We start from the raw sequence: 17904 nt of genomic DNA, 5'->3' as shown, positions 1-17904 counted from the left end.
TATAAATTCAGCACTCAGAGTGAAGACTGATAGTATTTTTTATCAATTATTTGCAGAGTTTCCTGGCATTTTCTTTGAGTTAATCGGGTACTCTGCCGATTATGCCCAAGGTTATCAATTCCGTTCGGTAGAAATCAAACAAACAGCCTTTCGCATTGATGGAGTGTTTCTACCAACAGACAACAGTTCTGATCAAACCGTCTATTTTTGTGAGGTGCAATTCCAAAAGGATGAACTGCTATATCATAGGGTATTTGCAGAGTTATTTCTTTTTATAGAGCAAAATCCAGCTATTTATGACTGGTATGTGGTGATTATCTACCCCAAAAGTTCTTTAGAACCAAATAACAGCCGACTACATGAAATATTATTAGCCAGTGCCAAAGTTCAAAGAGTGTCTCTTGATGAAATCGAACCTAACTCCCAAACCTTGGGTATCGATATCATAAAATTAGTGGTAGAACCAGAAGCAACAGCACCAAACCTGGCTGTAGAACTGATTAACAAAACTAGACAGGAAATCACAGATCGTCTTTCTACCCAAGCCATCATAGATTTAATTGAAACGATCATAGTTTACAAGTTTCCTCTATTAAGCCGCCAAGAGATAGAAGATATGTTGAAACTGAACGCCCTCAAACAAACTAGAGTTTATCAAGAAGCCTTAAACGAAGGTAGGGAAGAAGGGAGACAAGAAGGGAGACAAGAAGGGAGACAAGAAGGGAAACTAGCAGCAGTACCATTGCTCTTAAAAGCAGGTATCAGTGTAGAAGAAATAGCTCAACAGTTAGGCCTGAATGTTGAAGCAGTGAGACAAATTGCCCAGCAACAGAATTGATTCAGGTAATTAGTAACTTTTGTTAAACAAAGTATGGCGATCGCTTTTCATTTGGTAAGGGCGATGCAATCAAGGGTTTCCAAATCACAATAAATGCAACTAGTCCACAAGCTATACCCAGAGACAATTTTGGGGCATAGCCTTGTTTGAGTGTCCAGAATAACAGAGGAATTAAAACGGACATACAGGAATCCGACTTGATTATTGACATGATTTGCGTAGATAGGGAACAGGGAACAGGAAAAGAAGTAACAGAGGTGTACTGATTTTTTCAGAAATCAAATATGATTCCTATATATGCAGAACTTTAGCTCACTTACCACCCATTAGACATCTCCAAAGATGAGGTTTTCATTTAGACAGCATAAGGGTTTGAGCTTCTTTTTCGGAGATGTCTCTTGAATATTAGCGTCGCTTCTCAAGCAAAGACCCAAAAAACCAAAAAACGCCAAAACCAACCCCCACAATTACACCACCTTGCAATAAATTCTGAAATAAAGTACCCTGCTGATAATTCTCATAGAGACTCTCAGCACCACGTACACCATTTCTTACTCGTGATAAATTACTTGCAATGAAGTAACCACCCACATTCAAGTCAGTTATTGATGAAGAACGTGGTTTAAGGTCTGTTATTTGATTAGAAGAAAATTCCGGCTTAGTCAAGTTAATAAGCGTATTTCCTTTATTAGTGGCATTGGATTTAATAACTATTGCTTCTGAAGAATTTGGCAAGAGAATTGTACAGCCCGAAACTATAATGCTAGAGCTAATTAGTAAGCCAACAGATTTAAAAATTTTCACAGTTATGCTCCTTTAATTAAATTTAGCAAGAATTTTTAGGATATTTATTACTTGTTATGCTATCTAGCCACAGATTAACCCCATGTGAAATTAACTGGCAGGCTTAAAATTGCGGGTAGGAAAAGCGAAGTGACTTTTCACTAAACATCCAAAAATACTTAAGTAGATATATTGCCATTAAAGTAATCAGTTTTTACTTAATTTACGTAAATTTTCTGTTTCATATATAAAAACTTTATTGCTAACCGTAAATTTACGTAAATTAATTAAAAGTAGCCAATACCAAGCAATCAGCTTGCTCAGTATTAGCTTGTAGAATCACTTCCCAAACCGCGATCGCATAATAGAAATGTGCAGTTGAACCTCTCATGATCCATGAAAAATCTAACTTTCTCTCCACGTATTAAGAAACACACTGCAATAATTTCTTACTAGCCAAATCGGTTGCTCAACCTCAATGGGTACAAATCATACATGAGGTAGAAGAAACTACTAACATGATTCAGTATTGTAAACTTGGTGTCTCAAAAATCAACTCAAAGCCGTGGTACCCATTAGAGATAATAATCCAACAGAAATTACACCTTACGTAACCTTTGGACTGATTGCCGTCAACGTCTTAGTGTTTCTTTATGAAGCAAGTCTTCCTCCCCAAGCATTAGACGGGTTTCTACATTTAGCGGCTGTAGTTCCTCATGAACTGAGTTTAAGTTTTGCTGGTGTTGATGTGCATCAACCTGTACCAGAGTGGACAACCTTAATCACTTCGCAATTTCTCCACGGCGGTTTGTTACACCTGGGGGGGAATATGTTGTTTTTGTGGATTTTTGGTAACAATGTAGAAGATAAATTAGGTCACGCCAAGTATTTACTGTTTTATCTGTCTTGCGGTGTTTTAGCAGCCTTGACACAGTGGTTTTTCTCCCAAGATTCTAACATTCCCTCTTTGGGTGCGAGTGGGGCGATCGCAGGCGTAATGGGTGCATATATTCTCCGCTTCCCTAAAGCTGAAATTCTCGCTGTCGTCCCTCTAGGCTTGTTCTTCCCGACTTTCCGCGTCCCCGCCTATTTCTTTTTGGGATTTTGGTTTTTACAACAGTCTTTTTACGGACTAGCCAGCTTAGAAACACGCACTAACATCGGTATGGAAAGCGGCGGGATTGCTTACTGGGCGCACGCCGGCGGTTTTATCTTTGGCGCAATTCTTGCTCCTTTATTGGGTTTATTTAGCGATAAACCACGAGAAGAATCTGATACCAATTTGGGATTTTAGATACTTCGGCAAGCTCAGTACAAGTTTTGGATTTTGGATTAAAAGCCTATATTCATAGCCTATTCCAGAATTTTGAAACAATAAGACCTATCCCAATTTGCTATCACTTCCTTAATTGCGAATTGCGAATTGCGAATTGCGTTAGCGGAGCGGGGCGTTAGCCCATTGCGAATTGCTATTAAGGAAAATCATCTGGCCAAGGTGCGGTGGGTAGATCAGAATCATCTGGGGAGACTAGGTTGATTTCAGTTTTCAAAGGTTTTGGAGTATGAGTATTTTCTAACTCATGAATATCTGCTAAGACTTCTAAAACAGACTGATATCGCTCTTTATAATCATCCCGCACCATTTTAGTTAAAATTTTGGCGAAACCATCACTAACTAATGCTTTATCAATCCATTTCAACTCGTCATCGCTATCTCTAGGAAGTTCATGGGGGGCGATACCGGTTAAGGCTTTAATTCCAATCATTCCCACTGCATAGATGTCGCTATTGTACTGGGGACGACCAAAACATTGTTCGCTAGGTGCGTAACCTTTAGTCCCTATCCCAATAGTGAAAGGAACTTGTGATTGATCTTCTACGTGTTGTGTGGTGATTTCTTTGACTGCGCCAAAGTCAATTAATATTAACTGGTTATCTGTACGACGGCGAATAATATTACTGGGTTTAATGTCTCGGTGAATGACTTGATTTTCATGAACAAATACTAATATTTGTAGTAGTTCCTTGACAATGTGAATTACTTTCGGCTCTAAAATCCCTCTACCTGCGGCTAATTCTTGAGAGAGAGGATGACCAATAATATATTCTAAGACTAGATAAAATTCGGCTTCTTGTTCAAAATAAGCTAAAAGTTGGGGTATTTGGGGATATTTACCCAATTTTTCTAAAGTTTGTGCCTCTGAGGCAAATAAACGTCTAGCTAATTCCACAGCCTTAGTTTCAGTTTTAGCTGGTTTTAGTTGCTTGACTACACATTGTGGATTACCAGGACGCTGTATATCTTCGGCGATATATGTTTCACTAAATCCTCCAGCACCCAGGACTTTGATAATTTGATACCGTCCGCCGAGGATTTTTCCGGCTAGTTCTAAATCTCGTTTTTGAATCAGGTCTTGTAGATCATGTTGTTGACTGATAATTTCCTGGACTACGGGGGAAGTTTTATATTTTTGGAAGATAGCAACTAATTGGTGGGTTCTGATTTTTTCTTTGGCCAATTCCGCCCCTAGATATGATGTACCACTAAACACCATCGCTAATAGGGGTAAAGTCGTCGGTAATATTAACTGTGTATGAATAAAACTCATGTAGCCAATACCACCCCAAATACTGGCCAAAGCCAGACTAATAAAAAATCGATTGACTCCACTTTTGCTGGTGTTCATCACCAATGATGCACCACCGACTAAAGCCAGGACAAACAAACCCCGCAGTAGGGGACTATTAATTGCTGGTGCGATCGCTTTGCCTTGCATGAGAGTAGCGATGGCGTTAGCATGAATCTCTACTCCTGCCATCTTTTCTGGGGTTAACCAACTGCTACTAATGGCGACTGCATGATAATCGTTCGCTAATTGGGCTGTTGCTCCCACAATCACAATTTTGTTGCGAAATACTTCACCTTGTTTTAGGTAAGTATTCCAATTTTGCGGATCAAGGACGTACCACAAGGGAATCGTCTCAAATGTTCCAGATGGCCCCCAAAAATGAATCCGTTCACCTCTGGTGGAGTTGGGGGGAAAGGGAAACGATGCCGCCCTTAACACTGCTTCCTCAAATGCCGGTACTTTTTCCGTGAGTAAACCATTGTTAGCCAAAATTTTGGTATATTCCCCAGCAAAGCGATGAATCTTCCCGTCTACTTCCACAGGGAAATTAACTGTACCGATATTAACTGGATATTTACGGAATTTTTCGTAGGGCAACCTCTGCTGAATCAATGTCCCTTGATGGGATGACGAGGTATCATATTGCGCTGCTAAGGTAACTTTGCTACCGTATTTTTGTAATGCGTCTTGCAGTTGGCGATCGTCTGCTGCACCGTAACTACCAGGTGTATCGAAAACTATATCTAAAGCTACAGCCCGCGCTCCCGCCTGCATTAACTTTGTCACCACCTGAGCATAAGCAGCACGCTTAAAAGGAAATGCTCTCAGTGGTTCTAGGTAGGCGTTGTTGTGTGGATCTGTTCTATAGTACTGTTCGGGTAATGATATGGACTGATCATCAATTGCTAAAATCACGATATCTTCTGGCGGTGCTAGTGGCCCTCGAATTTGCCAAAATGCAGATACCGCTTGGTTCTCTAACCATTCGGCTGTAGTTCCGCCAGAAGTTGCTACCATAGCTGCACCTACTGCGGACACAATGTTGAGGAGATTTCCCAGTCTCATCATCTGTTGTGACTGGCGTAATGAAGCTGTAATATTTGCTTTTGTTGGTTTACTTGACGCTATATTGGCAGTAGAGACATATTTCTTATTAGATGTTGATGTAGGTTCTTCTGCCATATCATGTTAATAATTTACGTACAACTGTTTTGATTTATAGTGATCACCTAATACTACAATCACATTGAAATAATACTTAAATGAGCAGCTTAGACATTTGTAATATAACTTTTATTTTTCATAAAACTTTACTCGCCAGGCAAATTAGCCGCCAACTATGGCCACAGTTTGTTTGTGAGTGAGACTAAAGCAGGGTTTCTCCGTGATTTGAGCCGGAAATACACCGGCTCTGATTCGGCTTGTGGCTAGCTTATACCCTCATTCACAGGGTATAGCTTTTGTAAAACTTCTATAGCTGAGTGCGGATGCAAATATTATTGACTGCACAATCTTATAGACCTTCATTAGTCCTTATCCTAATCTCAAACCTATGTCTTACGTCTTTAGAAGTAAACTGAATGACTCAAGAGTAAATCTTCCTGTTGCTCAGTCAATTTTATTGGTAGATTTTGATTACAGGACATCTCTTATAGTATAGGGAGTTAAAAGGTTCAATGCTCAACACATAAAATACTAGGGTACAGATAAATTTATGCTTTGCAAGAGGTAAGATAAAAGCTATACATAGCACGTTATCCTTGAGGCATTAGCATATTGATCAAATGAGAATTGCTATAATCTATTGTTCAATCTAAATTCTTTACTATTGTTAGGTGTATTTTTCTATGGGTTCCCCAATGAATCGTCTGTCTATTTTTGTAGACGGAAATAATATGTTCTATGCTCAACAAAAAAATGGTTGGTTTTTTGATCCCCGACGAGTATTAGAATACTTTAAACATGAGCAGTCAGAAACAACGTTAATCAATGCTTTTTGGTACACTGGCTTAAAAGATCCGCAAGATCAACGAGGTTTTCGAGACGCGCTCATCAGCTTAGGATATACAGTCCGAACGAAAATTCTCAAAGAATATTATGATGATTCCTCCGGTCGCTACTCGCAAAAAGCTAATTTAGATATTGAAATTGTTGTTGATATGTTTAATACAGTAGATCAGTATGACCGAGTAGTTTTATTTAGTGGTGATGGCGATTTTGAAAGGGCAATTGAATTATTAAGATCCAAAAATACTCACATTACAGTAGTTTCCACGGAAGGAATGATTGCGAGAGAGTTACGTAACGCCACTGATAGATATATAGATTTAAATGATATTAGAGACCAAATAGAAAAAGCAGAAGGTTAATACTCTTAGCAATTATTTACAAAGTTAAGACACGAAAAACTAATGTAAGCGATATTAAAAGTAAAACTAAAACGACGAGCCAAAATGACAAGTAAATCAGAGAGAATCATTATCTTCGATACGACCCTCCGCGATGGCGAACAATGTCCAGGAGCAACGTTAAATATAGACGAAAAGCTTGTAATCGCTAAACAGTTGGCGCGGTTGGGTGTGGATATTATTGAGGCGGGTTTTGCTTTTGCAAGTCCTGGAGATTTTGAAGCAGTAAGCAAAATTGCTCAAGCTGTAGGGACAGAAAATGGCCCGGTAATTTGTAGCTTGGCAAGAGCCAAACATGATGATATTAAAGCCGCAGCCGAGGCAATTAAACCAGCAGCAAAAGGGAGAATTCACACCTTTATTGCTACTTCTGATATTCACCTGCAATATAAGCTCAAAAAAACTCGCTCTGAAGTAATTGCGATCGCCGAGGAAATGGTAGCTTATGCCAAGAGTTTCACCGATGATGTGGAATTTTCCCCTGAAGATGCAGGACGTTCTGATCCTGAATTTTTGTATCAAGTCTTAGAAAGAGCGATCGCAGCCGGGGCGACAACAGTTAATATTCCCGATACAGTTGGTTACACCACACCCAACGAATTTGGGGCATTAATTAAGGGGATTAAAGAAAATGTCCCCAACATCGACCAAGCAATTATTTCTGTTCACGGACACAATGATTTAGGTTTGGCAGTTGCTAACTTCTTAGAAGCTGTCAAAAATGGTGCTAGACAGTTAGAATGTACCATCAATGGTATTGGTGAACGGGCAGGAAACGCCGCCTTAGAAGAATTAGTCATGGCGTTACACGTCCGCAGGCAATATTTTAATCCCTTCTTGGGTAGACCGGAAAATTCTGAAGAATCCCTCACCAATATTGACACCAAACAAATTTACAAAACATCTCGCCTGGTGTCCAATTTGACGGGAATGTTAGTCCAACCAAATAAAGCAATTGTCGGTGCAAATGCTTTTGCTCACGAGTCAGGAATTCACCAGGATGGAGTTTTGAAAAATAAACTCACCTACGAAATTATGGACGCTCAATTGATTGGCTTAACAGACAATCAAATCGTCTTAGGTAAACATTCTGGGCGGAATGCTTTTAGGACACGGTTGAAAGAATTGGGCTTTGAATTATCAGAAACCGAACTCAATAAAGCCTTTGTCAGATTCAAAGAAGTCGCTGACAAAAAGAAAGAAATTTCTGATTGGGATTTAGAAGCCATTGTCAACGATGAAATTCAACAGGCTCCTGATTTATTCCGGGTAGAATTAGTCCAGGTTTCCTGCGGTAGTAATGCCCAACCCACAGCTACAGTTACCCTCCGCACCCCCACAGGCGAAGAACTCACCGATGCAGCCATTGGCACAGGGCCAGTAGACGCGGTTTACAAAGCTATTAACCGGGTGGTGAATGTTCCTAACCAGTTGATTGAGTTCTCTGTGCAGTCAGTAACAGCCGGTATCGATGCAATTGGCGAAGTAACTATCCGTTTGAGATATGAATCGCGAGTATTTTCCGGTCATGCAGCCAATACGGATATTATAGTAGCATCTGCACAAGCTTATGTTAATGCGCTCAATCGTTTATATGCAGCATTGCAAACCCAAGAGAAGCAAACAGAAGTAACTGCTGAAAAAGTGTAAACGTTTTAGGGTCAAGGTTGTTGTCAGTATTTTTTTCTTCAACCTTGCCCCAAAATAATGAAAGTCCGTTTTACGTGATGAGTGTGAAAATAAATAGCAGGTGGATTGATTGACTAGAGAGGCTACCGACGCTCAATTAAAAAGTTTATATCGCGTTGGTTATCAACTGACTTATACTATGCTTCAGCCAGTACATCTTATATGCTTAGATAACCGAACTTTGAACATTTATATTCTAGCCGGACATAACGAAGAGCTTGAGTTTCAAATACTACCCAATGGAGAGGTATTTTGATGAGCCAAGTTAATTATAGTGCAATGTCAGATGCAGAATTAAAACAATACTTTCTCAGGAATCGCCAGGATAAAGCTGCTTTTCAAGCATACCTAGATAGACTTAATCAGCAACCACACAAAATTATTGCTAGTCCAGACGATCCTGATTTTGATGAAAAAATTCAAGCCGCAATTCGTCAACAGTTAGAAGCAGCAAAAATCAGTAGCGACTAAAGACAGTCTCAGAGATAGCTTCAAATGTGGAAATTTTATAAATACCATGCTTTGGGTAATGATTATTTAGTGATCAATCCCCAAGATTTATCTTGTGATTTAACCCCTGAGAAAATTAAAATAATTTGCGATCGCAATTTCGGTATCGGCTCTGATGGTATTTTGTTGGGGCCGCTACCATCAAACACAGCAAAATTCGCCTTACGCATCTTCAACCCCGATGGAAGCGAAGCCGAAAAAAGCGGTAATGGACTGCGGATTTTCTCCCGTTATCTTTGGGATATGGGATGGGTAAATGAAGAGCCATTCTCAATTGAAACTGCGGGTGGAATAGTGCAATCTGTAATCAAAGATGCAGGTAAAACAGTCCAAGTCGAGATGGGGAAAGTCAGCTTTTGGAGTCGTGATATACCTGTTGTTGGCGATGATAGAGAAGTAATTCAAGAAAAAATCTTTCTTGATGAGGGCATTTTTACATTTTGTGCAGCCACAATAGGTAATCCACACTGTGTAATTCTTTTAGATGACATCAATTCCGATGTCGCCAGAAATTTCGGCCCCATATTTGAATTTTTTCCTCTTTTCCCTAATCGTACTAATGTGCAGTTTATGAAAGTATTAGATAGAAATACTATTCAAATTGAAATTTGGGAAAGAGGAGCAGGTTACACTTTAGCGTCAGGTAGTAGTAGCAGTGCGGCGGCGGCTACTGCACATAAACTTGGTTTGTGTGATTCTGAAATTACCGTAAAAATGCCTGGTGGAGAAATCCTGATTCAAATTAAAGATGATTTTAATATCTCTATGACTGGTGCTGTTACAAAAGTTGCTCAAGGAGAATTATCACAGGAATTATTTACCGACATTTGATAAAATTACTGAACCAGTATTTAGGTAGTAGCGTGTAAATTCAAAACATGGGCATCTACTACCATTTATGAATAATCACAAAACAAAATCTTGGGAAGAAGTTCGTACAGCTTTTCAAAAAATTTGGGGTTATGAAGATTTTCGTCCGCCACAAGGTGAAATTGTCAACAGTTTATTAACGCAAAAAGATGCACTAATCATTATGCCCACAGGTGGCGGAAAATCTATTTGTTTTCAACTACCTGCACTGCTACAAACTGGTTTAACTTTGGTAATATCGCCATTAGTTGCACTGATGGAAAATCAAGTCCAGGAACTACTAGAACGTCAGCAAAAAGCGGCATTACTGCATAGTGAATTACCATCATTTCAACGGCGTGCCACATTGCAAGCATTAGAAAAACAGCAACTAAGATTATTATATTTATCACCAGAAACTTTATTAAGTCCACCAGTTTGGGAAAGATTATCTCAGCCACAACTACAAATTAATGGTCTGATTTTAGATGAAGCCCATTGTTTAGTGCAGTGGGGTGAAACCTTTCGCCCAGCTTATCGCAGATTAGGGGCTGTTAGACCTGCATTACTCAAACATAAACCACCAGGCACAAAAATCAGTATAGCTGCCTTTACTGCCACAGCTGACCCCTCAGCCCAAAAAACTATTCAAACCGTTTTACAATTACAACAACCGGAAATATTTCGCCTTAATCCTTACCGTCCGAATTTGCATCCCACAGTCCGCATCGCTTGGACACCAAGGGGGAGGAAACAACAATTAATCAAATTTATTCAAAATCGACCACAACAAGCCGGCTTAATTTATGTGCGGACTCGGCGAGATAGTGAAAATTTAGCTGCTTGGTTAGCAGAGATGGGTTATAAAACCGCTAGTTATCATGCGGGTTTAGGTGCAACAGAACGCCGAGAAGTGGAAGCTAGTTGGCTGGGTGGTAAAATTCCCTTTGTGGTGTGTACCTGTGCCTTTGGAATGGGGATAAATAAGCCTAATGTTCGTTGGGTTATACATTATCACGCACCCCATCTATTATCTGAATATGTGCAGGAAATTGGGCGTGCTGGTAGGGATGGTAAACCTGCGGAGGCTTTAACCTTAATAAGTGAACCTACAGGGTGGCTAGATCCAGAGGATAAACAAAGACAGGAATTTTTTCAAGAACAAATGCGATCGCAGCAGCAAAAAGCCCAGCAGCTAATTAAAAAACTACCACAACAGGGAGAAGTTAACACGATAAATAAAGAATTTCCCGATAGTGCGATCGCTTTAGCTCTATTTCATAGTAGTGGGCAGTTACATTGGCTTGACCCCTTCCATTACAAAATAGAACATAAAGCCAAAAGTCAGCCATTAACGCAATTACACGCTGCTCAACAGATGACTCAATATCTAAATACAAAAAAATGTCGTTGGCAATTTTTATTAACTGCTTTTGGCTTTGAGAGAGAAGCCGCTAATTGGCGTTGTGGACACTGCGATAATTGTTGTTAATATTCTTTTTAATCACATCGCTTGAATATGTTTAATTCCAAATTCGTTGCATATTCAATACCAGGATTAAAATGATTGCTTTGGAAGTTTCCCGATAGTGCGATCGCCAGTTACAATTACAGAACCAGACTGAGAAATTAAACTGGGCTTTTGATTGTCAGTGCGATCGCTGTCTAAAATTAGATGATAAAAGACTTAAAACAGCCAAAAATCAGCAAAAATTTACGTAAGTTTAACTAATATAGTAAATATACTGGTATCATTAGTATCAACCTGGAATCTATACTTATTCATTTAAATCAATTATCTGGAGATCATAATAATGATTGGTGCAATGATTGGTGCATGGGTAGGAGAATTAGTCACAGTAGAAGTTTCTAAAGCTTTGCTGAGTGGTGTTACGAGCAAACTTAACCCTAGTGATTTAGATAAGGCGATTAAAACTGCAACTATAGAAGCTTGTAAGCAAGAAACTCAATTATTTTATTCTTGTCCACCGGACTTTATATCAAAATTTTTATGTAATTTTTTTAAAGAACAAGGATTATCAGAGCTACAGAAGCCTTTAAAAAATGAAGGAAAGCCTGATTTAGAGTTTTTAGTTGAAGTGTTTAAAAAAGCAGCTTTAGCTGACTCAAAAATGAAGGAAATTCAAACTAATTATGTTCGTTCATGGATGGAGGTTTTTGTTAAAATTTATTTTGAAAATACAGAGAATTGTATCAGATTTCAGATTGCCAAAGAGAACTATTGTCAGCAATTAGTCAATTGGTTTGATGATGTTAAGTTTGTTGGGATTGCTGTACCAGGACAAGAAGTAGACAAATCAGAGAAACTAGTCAATATTTTTGTGTTACCAGAAGTGCAGGAGGATAACCAAAATAATTTAAATTCTCTAACCTCTAGCATCGAAACAGAGTTTTTTTCATCTAATTTGAGCCAAAGTCCGCAACAATTACTTTGGGAACAGAGACAGCGTGCTTTACGCAACTCTTCTGGGAGAAAATTGTTAGCTTCCCAAATTTTAAATCAAACAAACTGCCAAAAGTTTGTGCTTTTAGGTGCGCCTGGCTCTGGAAAAACGACTTTACTGAGTTATTTTGTGGTGATGATAGCTCAGAAGCAGATTGAGCAATTGAATATAAAAGCAGAAGCAGACTATTTACCTATTATAATTCCTATACGAGATTTTGCTAGACAAGAAAACACTAGCATTATTGAATATGTTAAGCAATTTGTTGAAAAAAATCTATCTGTTAAAACTTTGCCTGTAGGTTTTTTTGAATATTGGTTAGAAGATGGACACACTTTTATATTTTTCGATGGCTTGGATGAAATTGCTCAAGAAAGTAAACGATATGATGTAGTACGGAAAATCGAGAATTTTTTAGGGCAGTTTCCGAAAAATTGTGCAGTTATTACTTCTCGTCCTGCTGGCTATAAACGTGATTTTTTCAATACTCAAGAGTTTGCCCATTACGAGCTTTTATCTTTTGATGATGAGAAAATAGAAAAGTTTATTAACTGTTGGTATGACAGTCGTATTCAGGATAAGTCAGAGGCGGAGCGACGTAAAACAACTTTACGGGAAGCAATAAATGAAAATGAGCGTCTCAAATTGCTAGCGCGTAACCCTTTGTTGTTGACTATTATTGCTCTGATTCATCGCTATCAAGCAGTTTTACCTAAAGGTCGTCACAAACTTTATGAGAAAGCTGTAGAAACTCTCTTAACTTCTTGGGATGCTAATAAGGAAATTAGCGTTAACCATTTCTTGCAAGATATGGATATTGAAGACTTGCTATTTTTAATGCAAAAATTAGCTTTTTGGATTCATGGACAAGGTAGTACAGCAGATAAAGAAGGGGGAACACTCATTGCTTGTGAAGATTTGCTTGACCAATTAAGAAGAGAAATCAAATCTCTGAAATGTATTGAGCTTTATAAAGCCGAGGAAAAAGCGAAACGGTTTTTAAGTTTGATTCAGGAACGTACTGGACTGCTGAATGAACAAGGTCAAGATTGCTATGCTTTTGTGCATAAAACTTTTCAAGAATATCTATGTGCTAGAGAAATTAATTATCAAGCAGATGATCAAGACGATTTTGATATTGTTTTACAGTATATTGATCAGCATCTTCATGATCCTCATTGGCGAGAGGTCTTACTGTTATTGATTACTCAGCAAGCACCAAACAAAGCAGCTACAGCTATTAGAAGAATTCTCAGCAGGAATAGCGAATATGAACAATGGTTGCATCGTGATTTATTGTTTGCCGGGAATTGCCTTGCTGAGGATATCAAAAATTTAAAAACAGCAAAAGGTTCTCCAGCTATAGAAATTTTACAATATTTAGTAAATCTTGAGGTCAGCGATTCGTTGCAAGTTAGTTCTCAAATTAAATCACAAGTATTTCAAATTTTATGTAGCTTGAACGAAACAGCTTTTCAAACTCAAGCTTTGCAATTGTTAAAAGAGAAAGAACAAAAAATAGATCAAGTACGATTTCAAGTATATTGTGCTGCATTAGGAGAGGAAGAGGCAGCAATTAATGGCTTACTAAAACTCCTCAAAAATTCAGAACCTAATGTGCGTTCTAGTGCCGCATTTGCGTTAGGTAAAATAGGTGCAGAAGTAGCAATTCCTGACTTACTACAACTATTCAAAGATTCAGATGATCGTGTACGTTCTAGTGCCGCAAACGTGTTAGATCAAATAGGTTCAGAAGTAGCAATTCCTGACTTACTACAACTATTCAAAGATTCGGATGATCGTGTGCGTTCTAGTGCCGCAAATGCGTTAGGTAAAATAGGTGCAGAAGTAGCAATTCCTGACTTACTACAACTCCTCAAAGACTCAGAATCTAATGTGCGTTCTAGTGCCGCAGATGCGTTAGGTAAAATAGGTGCAGAAGTAGCAATTCCTGACTTACTACAACTCCTCAAAGACTCAGAATCTAATGTGCGTTCTAGTGCCGCAGATGCGTTAGGTAAAATAGGTGCAGAAGTAGCAATTCCTAACTTACTACAACTCCTCAAAGACTCAGAATATAATGTGCGTTCTAGTTCTGCATTTGCGTTAGGTCAAATAGGTTCAGGAGCAGTAATTCCTGACTTACTACAACTCCTCAAAGACTCAGAATCTAATGTGCGTTCTAGTGCCGTATTTGCGTTAGGTCACATAAATGGAGAAGTAGCAATTCCTGACTTACTACAACTCCTCAAAGATTCAGAATTTATTGTGCGTTTTAGTGCTGCATTTGCGTTAGGTCAAATAGGTGCAGAAGTAGCAATTATTGACTTACTACAACTCCTTAAAGACTCAAAATCTATTGTGCGTTTTAGTGCTGTATTTGCGTTAGGTCAAATAGGTTCAGAAGCAGCAATTCCTCACTTACTGGAACTCCTCAAAGACTCAGATTTTATTGTTCGTTTTGGTGCCGCAGATGCGTTAGGTAAGGTGGGTGCAGAAGTAGCAATTTTTCATTTACTAGAACTCCTTAAAGACTCAAACTCTATTGTGCGTTCTAGTGCCGCAGGTGCGCTGAGTAAAATCGACGAAAAAACTCATAGTGTAGTTATTAATCTTTCTCAATGGATTAATGAAAACCAAGATTCTGAATATATAGGAGATGGAATCGATTTGCTATGGGACTTGGTATGTGGCTAGACAAGCTGATATTACGACCTAACAAATCAGTGCTAGCCAGATAGACACAGCATTACTGTAGACAATGACCAAAAAACATTTCTAGATGTGACATAATAGCCACATCTAGAAATTATCTTATCTACTCTACAAATATTTATTTAAATATTCGTATTTACTTATTCTACTGTTACTGATTTTGCTAAATTTCTGGGCTGGTCAACGTCCAAACCGCGACGGGCGGCGATGTGATAAGCCAATAGTTGCAAAGGTACTACTGTAAGTATTGGCGATAGTAATTCATCGACTGATGAAACGGGAAGTAAATCATCAAAGATTTCCGCCGCTTCGCCATCTTTTACAGGTGTTACACCAATTAACCGCGAATCTCTGGCTTTGGCTTCTTGGGCGTTGGAAATTACCTTTTCATACACATTACCAGGAACAGCGATCGCCACTACCGGAACTTTGGCATCTAATAAAGCAATGGGGCCATGTTTCATTTCCCCAGCCGGATAACCTTCAGCGTGAATGTAGCTGATTTCTTTTAATTTCAAAGCCCCCTCTAAAGCAATGGGGAAGTTAATCCCTCTACCCAAAAAGATGAAATCTTTGGTGTCTGCAAAGTCATGGGCTAGATGTTCGGTTAATTGTTCTTGACTTTCTAATGTGTCTTCGATGGCTTGGGGAATTTGACGCAAACCTTGGATGATCTCTGCAAGTTTTTCTGCTGGTAATGTCTGGCGGCGATCGCCTAAATCCAAAGCTAGGGCGTAAAATGCCATCAGTTGGGCGGTAAAGGTTTTGGTAGCGGCTACACCAATTTCAATCCCTGCTAGGGTGTTGATGATATGAGACACCATCAAACCAAGGCTGCTTTCTGGGCGATTGGTAATGCCTAATAGTCTAGCTTTATATTCAGGTGTTAGTCCTTGGCGGCGTTCTTTTTCCATTGCTAAAGCCGCTAAGGTGTCGGCGGTTTCCCCAGATTGGGTAACACCAATAATTAGGGTATTGGGTGTTAGAGGTGATGGTGCATAGCGATACTCAGAGGCATAATGCACCTGAGTGGGAATTCCGGCTAATTGTTCGAGTAAGTATTTACCGACTAAGGCGGCGTGCCAACTTGTACCGCAGGCAACGATATGAATTTGGGTTAAATCTGCATAAAATTCCTCTGGTAAACCCAAATTTACACGCTCATGATCAAAGTATGCCTCTAAACTTGCTCTCACTACTCCAGGCTGTTCGTAAATTTCCTTGAGCATGAAGTGTTTGAATCCCTGCTTCTCTACCATTGTGGGACTCAAGTTGAGCATTCGGGGCTGTTTTTTCAGCCTATCGCCAGCAAAGTTATAAATTTCCACGCCCAAAGGTGTGAGACGGGCTATTTCACCATTTTCGAGGGGGAGAACTGCACGAGTATAAGCAACGATCGCCGGGGTATCGGAAGCGCAGAAAAATTCACCCTGGCCAAATCCAATAACTAAAGGTGCTTGTTGGCGCACCACAACTAACTCATCAGGATAATCAGCCGAAATGACTGCGATCGCAAATGCCCCTTCTAAATGATTAGCTGCTTGACGTACTGCTTCTAAAAACAGGGAAGGAGAAAGGGGAACAGTCGGTGATGGGAGATTTGTTAAATATTCGGCAATCAGATGGGGAATTACTTCTGTATCCGTCTCAGAACGGAATTGATGACCTTTACTTTTGAGTTCTTCGCGTAACTCACGGTAATTTTCAATGATCCCATTTTGGACTACAGCAATTCGCATGGCTGTATCCATGTGGGGATGAGCATTATATTCTTCTGGTTTGCCGTGTGTTGCCCAGCGTGTATGACCGATACCTATTTGGGCTGGAGTTGCTAACAGTTCTAGTTTAGAACGCAGGTTATGGAGTTTACCTTTAGCTCTAACACAATTCACCTCTCCTTCCCAAACAGTGGCAACTCCGGCGGAATCATACCCCCGATATTCCAGTTTTTCTAGCCCAGACAATAAAATCTCTGTCGCCGCTTGAGTGCCAATATACCCTACTATGCCGCACATTGCTCACACCACCTTTTGTTCGGATAACTAAATCCAGTATAGTTGTTAGCACAAAAGTCGGTTCTTCTCAAAGGTAGAAGGTAGGAATGTAGGGGCGTGGAAGGCAGAAAAATTAGTAAAAGGGAACAGGGAACAGGGGGAGCAATTCCTGTACCCAGACTTCTCTTTGAGACGCTAACGAGTAGCTTGCTTCTCCTCCAGGTAGGTCATTAAAATAAATTTTCCCAATTTGGAATTGCGTCTCTTTGGGCAATTAATAATTGTTGGATGCCTTTTTCAGCGTAATCTAGTAGCTGGTTTAATTGAGCGCGGGTAAAACTGTCTTTTTCGGCTGTACCTTGAGTCTCGATGAAGCCTAAATTTTGATTCATAACTACGTTAAAGTCTACTGTAGCGGCGACATCTTCTATATAATTCAAGTCTAAAAACGGCTCTTGTTCTAATAAGCCGACGGAAACAGCTGCTACCTGTCCACACAAGGGCGATCGCTCTAACACTCCTTTCTGTAATAATTGGGAAATAGCATGAGCTAACGCCACAAATCCACCCGTAATCGCTGCTGTTCTCGTACCTGCATCAGCTTGCAGCACATCTGCATCTACCGTTAAAGTCCTCTCTCCCAACAACTCAAAATCTATCGCAGCCCGCAAACTACGTCCAATCAATCTTTGAATTTCTTGTGTTCTACCAGACAACTTCAATAATTCTCTTTCCTGACGTTGTTGTGTCGCTGAGGGTAACATCCGGTACTCAGCAGTTAACCACCCTTGACCTGTTCCTAACAAAAACCTGGGAACACCTTCAGCAACGCTGACAGTACACAATACTTTAGTATCACCACATACTGTCAACACAGAACCAGGTGCAAAGCGAGTAAATTCAGATTCAAAGGTTACAGAACGGAGTTCATAGGGTTTTCGACCGTCGGGACGCTGCCAAGCCATCAGAGATGCCTCATATCTTGTTTGTAAAACTGTACTTTAGAACAGTTATCAGGTATAC

14 protein-coding genes are annotated in these 17904 nt (G+C 39.6%); 9 read left to right on the top strand and 5 right to left on the bottom strand.

Translation table 11 applies throughout. From position 1 onward, the window contains the following. Positions 1-19: 19 nt before the first annotated feature. Positions 20-838: an Rpn family recombination-promoting nuclease/putative transposase gene (locus ACQFX9_RS18250; protein WP_427157485.1), complete on the top strand. Its 819-nt coding sequence runs from the start codon at positions 20-22 to the stop codon at positions 836-838. A gap of 22 nt (positions 839-860) precedes the next feature. Here ACQFX9_RS18250 and ACQFX9_RS18245 read toward each other — a convergent pair whose 3' ends face one another. After that, complete coding sequence (locus ACQFX9_RS18245; protein ID WP_427157484.1) at positions 861-1022, bottom strand: hypothetical protein; 162 nt, start codon at positions 1020-1022, stop codon at positions 861-863. A 221-nt stretch (positions 1023-1243) separates the two neighbouring features. Then, complete coding sequence (locus tag ACQFX9_RS18240; protein ID WP_427157482.1) at positions 1244-1642, bottom strand: hypothetical protein; 399 nt, start codon at positions 1640-1642, stop codon at positions 1244-1246. Positions 1643-2186: 544 nt separating this feature from the next. On the opposite strand from ACQFX9_RS18240, the gene ACQFX9_RS18235 reads away from it, so the two are divergent. Further along, positions 2187-2915 (top strand): rhomboid family intramembrane serine protease, encoded by a 729-nt coding sequence (locus ACQFX9_RS18235; RefSeq protein WP_427157481.1) that lies wholly within the window; start codon positions 2187-2189, stop codon positions 2913-2915. Between the two features lie 178 nt (positions 2916-3093). Here ACQFX9_RS18235 and ACQFX9_RS18230 read toward each other — a convergent pair whose 3' ends face one another. Beyond that, entirely contained in the window at positions 3094-5433 is a 2340-nt protein-coding gene (locus ACQFX9_RS18230) for a CHASE2 domain-containing protein (protein WP_427157479.1), read from the bottom strand. A gap of 665 nt (positions 5434-6098) precedes the next feature. Between ACQFX9_RS18230 and ACQFX9_RS18225 the strand changes: the two genes are divergently transcribed. From ACQFX9_RS18225 to ACQFX9_RS18195, 7 genes are all read left to right on the top strand, one after another. Further along, positions 6099-6620, top strand: a complete 522-nt coding sequence (locus ACQFX9_RS18225) for an NYN domain-containing protein (protein WP_103136109.1) — start codon at positions 6099-6101, stop codon at positions 6618-6620. An 84-nt stretch (positions 6621-6704) separates the two neighbouring features. Further along, positions 6705-8309 (top strand): 2-isopropylmalate synthase, encoded by a 1605-nt coding sequence (locus ACQFX9_RS18220; RefSeq protein ID WP_427157477.1) that lies wholly within the window; start codon positions 6705-6707, stop codon positions 8307-8309. Between the two features lie 178 nt (positions 8310-8487). Then, a complete protein-coding gene (locus tag ACQFX9_RS18215; protein WP_427162928.1) occupies positions 8488-8604 on the top strand; it encodes a DUF6888 family protein in 117 nt (38 codons plus the stop codon). Continuing rightward, complete coding sequence (locus tag ACQFX9_RS18210; protein WP_427157476.1) at positions 8604-8819, top strand: DUF6887 family protein; 216 nt, start codon at positions 8604-8606, stop codon at positions 8817-8819. The genes ACQFX9_RS18215 and ACQFX9_RS18210 overlap by 1 nt, the downstream gene beginning before the upstream one ends. 24 nt (positions 8820-8843) lie before the next feature. Beyond that, positions 8844-9689, top strand: a complete 846-nt coding sequence (dapF, locus tag ACQFX9_RS18205) for a diaminopimelate epimerase (RefSeq protein ID WP_427157474.1) — start codon at positions 8844-8846, stop codon at positions 9687-9689. Between the two features lie 67 nt (positions 9690-9756). Next, positions 9757-11199, top strand: a complete 1443-nt coding sequence (locus ACQFX9_RS18200) for a RecQ family ATP-dependent DNA helicase (RefSeq protein ID WP_427157472.1) — start codon at positions 9757-9759, stop codon at positions 11197-11199. 322 nt (positions 11200-11521) lie between these two features. Continuing rightward, the gene (locus ACQFX9_RS18195) at positions 11522-14869 is read left to right on the top strand and encodes a HEAT repeat domain-containing protein (RefSeq protein WP_427157471.1); all 3348 of its coding nucleotides are present in this window, start codon (positions 11522-11524) and stop codon (positions 14867-14869) included. A gap of 158 nt (positions 14870-15027) precedes the next feature. On the opposite strand, the gene glmS is transcribed toward ACQFX9_RS18195, so the two are convergent. Both glmS and rph read right to left on the bottom strand, forming a co-directional pair. Further along, the gene (gene glmS, locus ACQFX9_RS18190; RefSeq protein WP_427157469.1) at positions 15028-16902 is read right to left on the bottom strand and encodes a glutamine--fructose-6-phosphate transaminase (isomerizing); all 1875 of its coding nucleotides are present in this window, start codon (positions 16900-16902) and stop codon (positions 15028-15030) included. Between the two features lie 209 nt (positions 16903-17111). Next, entirely contained in the window at positions 17112-17846 is a 735-nt protein-coding gene (gene rph, locus ACQFX9_RS18185; RefSeq protein WP_427157467.1) for a ribonuclease PH, read from the bottom strand. Between the last annotated feature and the right edge of the window lie 58 nt (positions 17847-17904).

It is taken from the genome of Aliinostoc sp. HNIBRCY26 (assembly GCF_050235535.1).
In the GTDB taxonomy this organism is placed as follows: Bacteria; Cyanobacteriota; Cyanobacteriia; order Cyanobacteriales; family Nostocaceae; genus Trichormus.
Note: the sequence above shows the minus strand (reverse complement) of the source record. Positions and strands in the feature narration are given on the sequence as shown.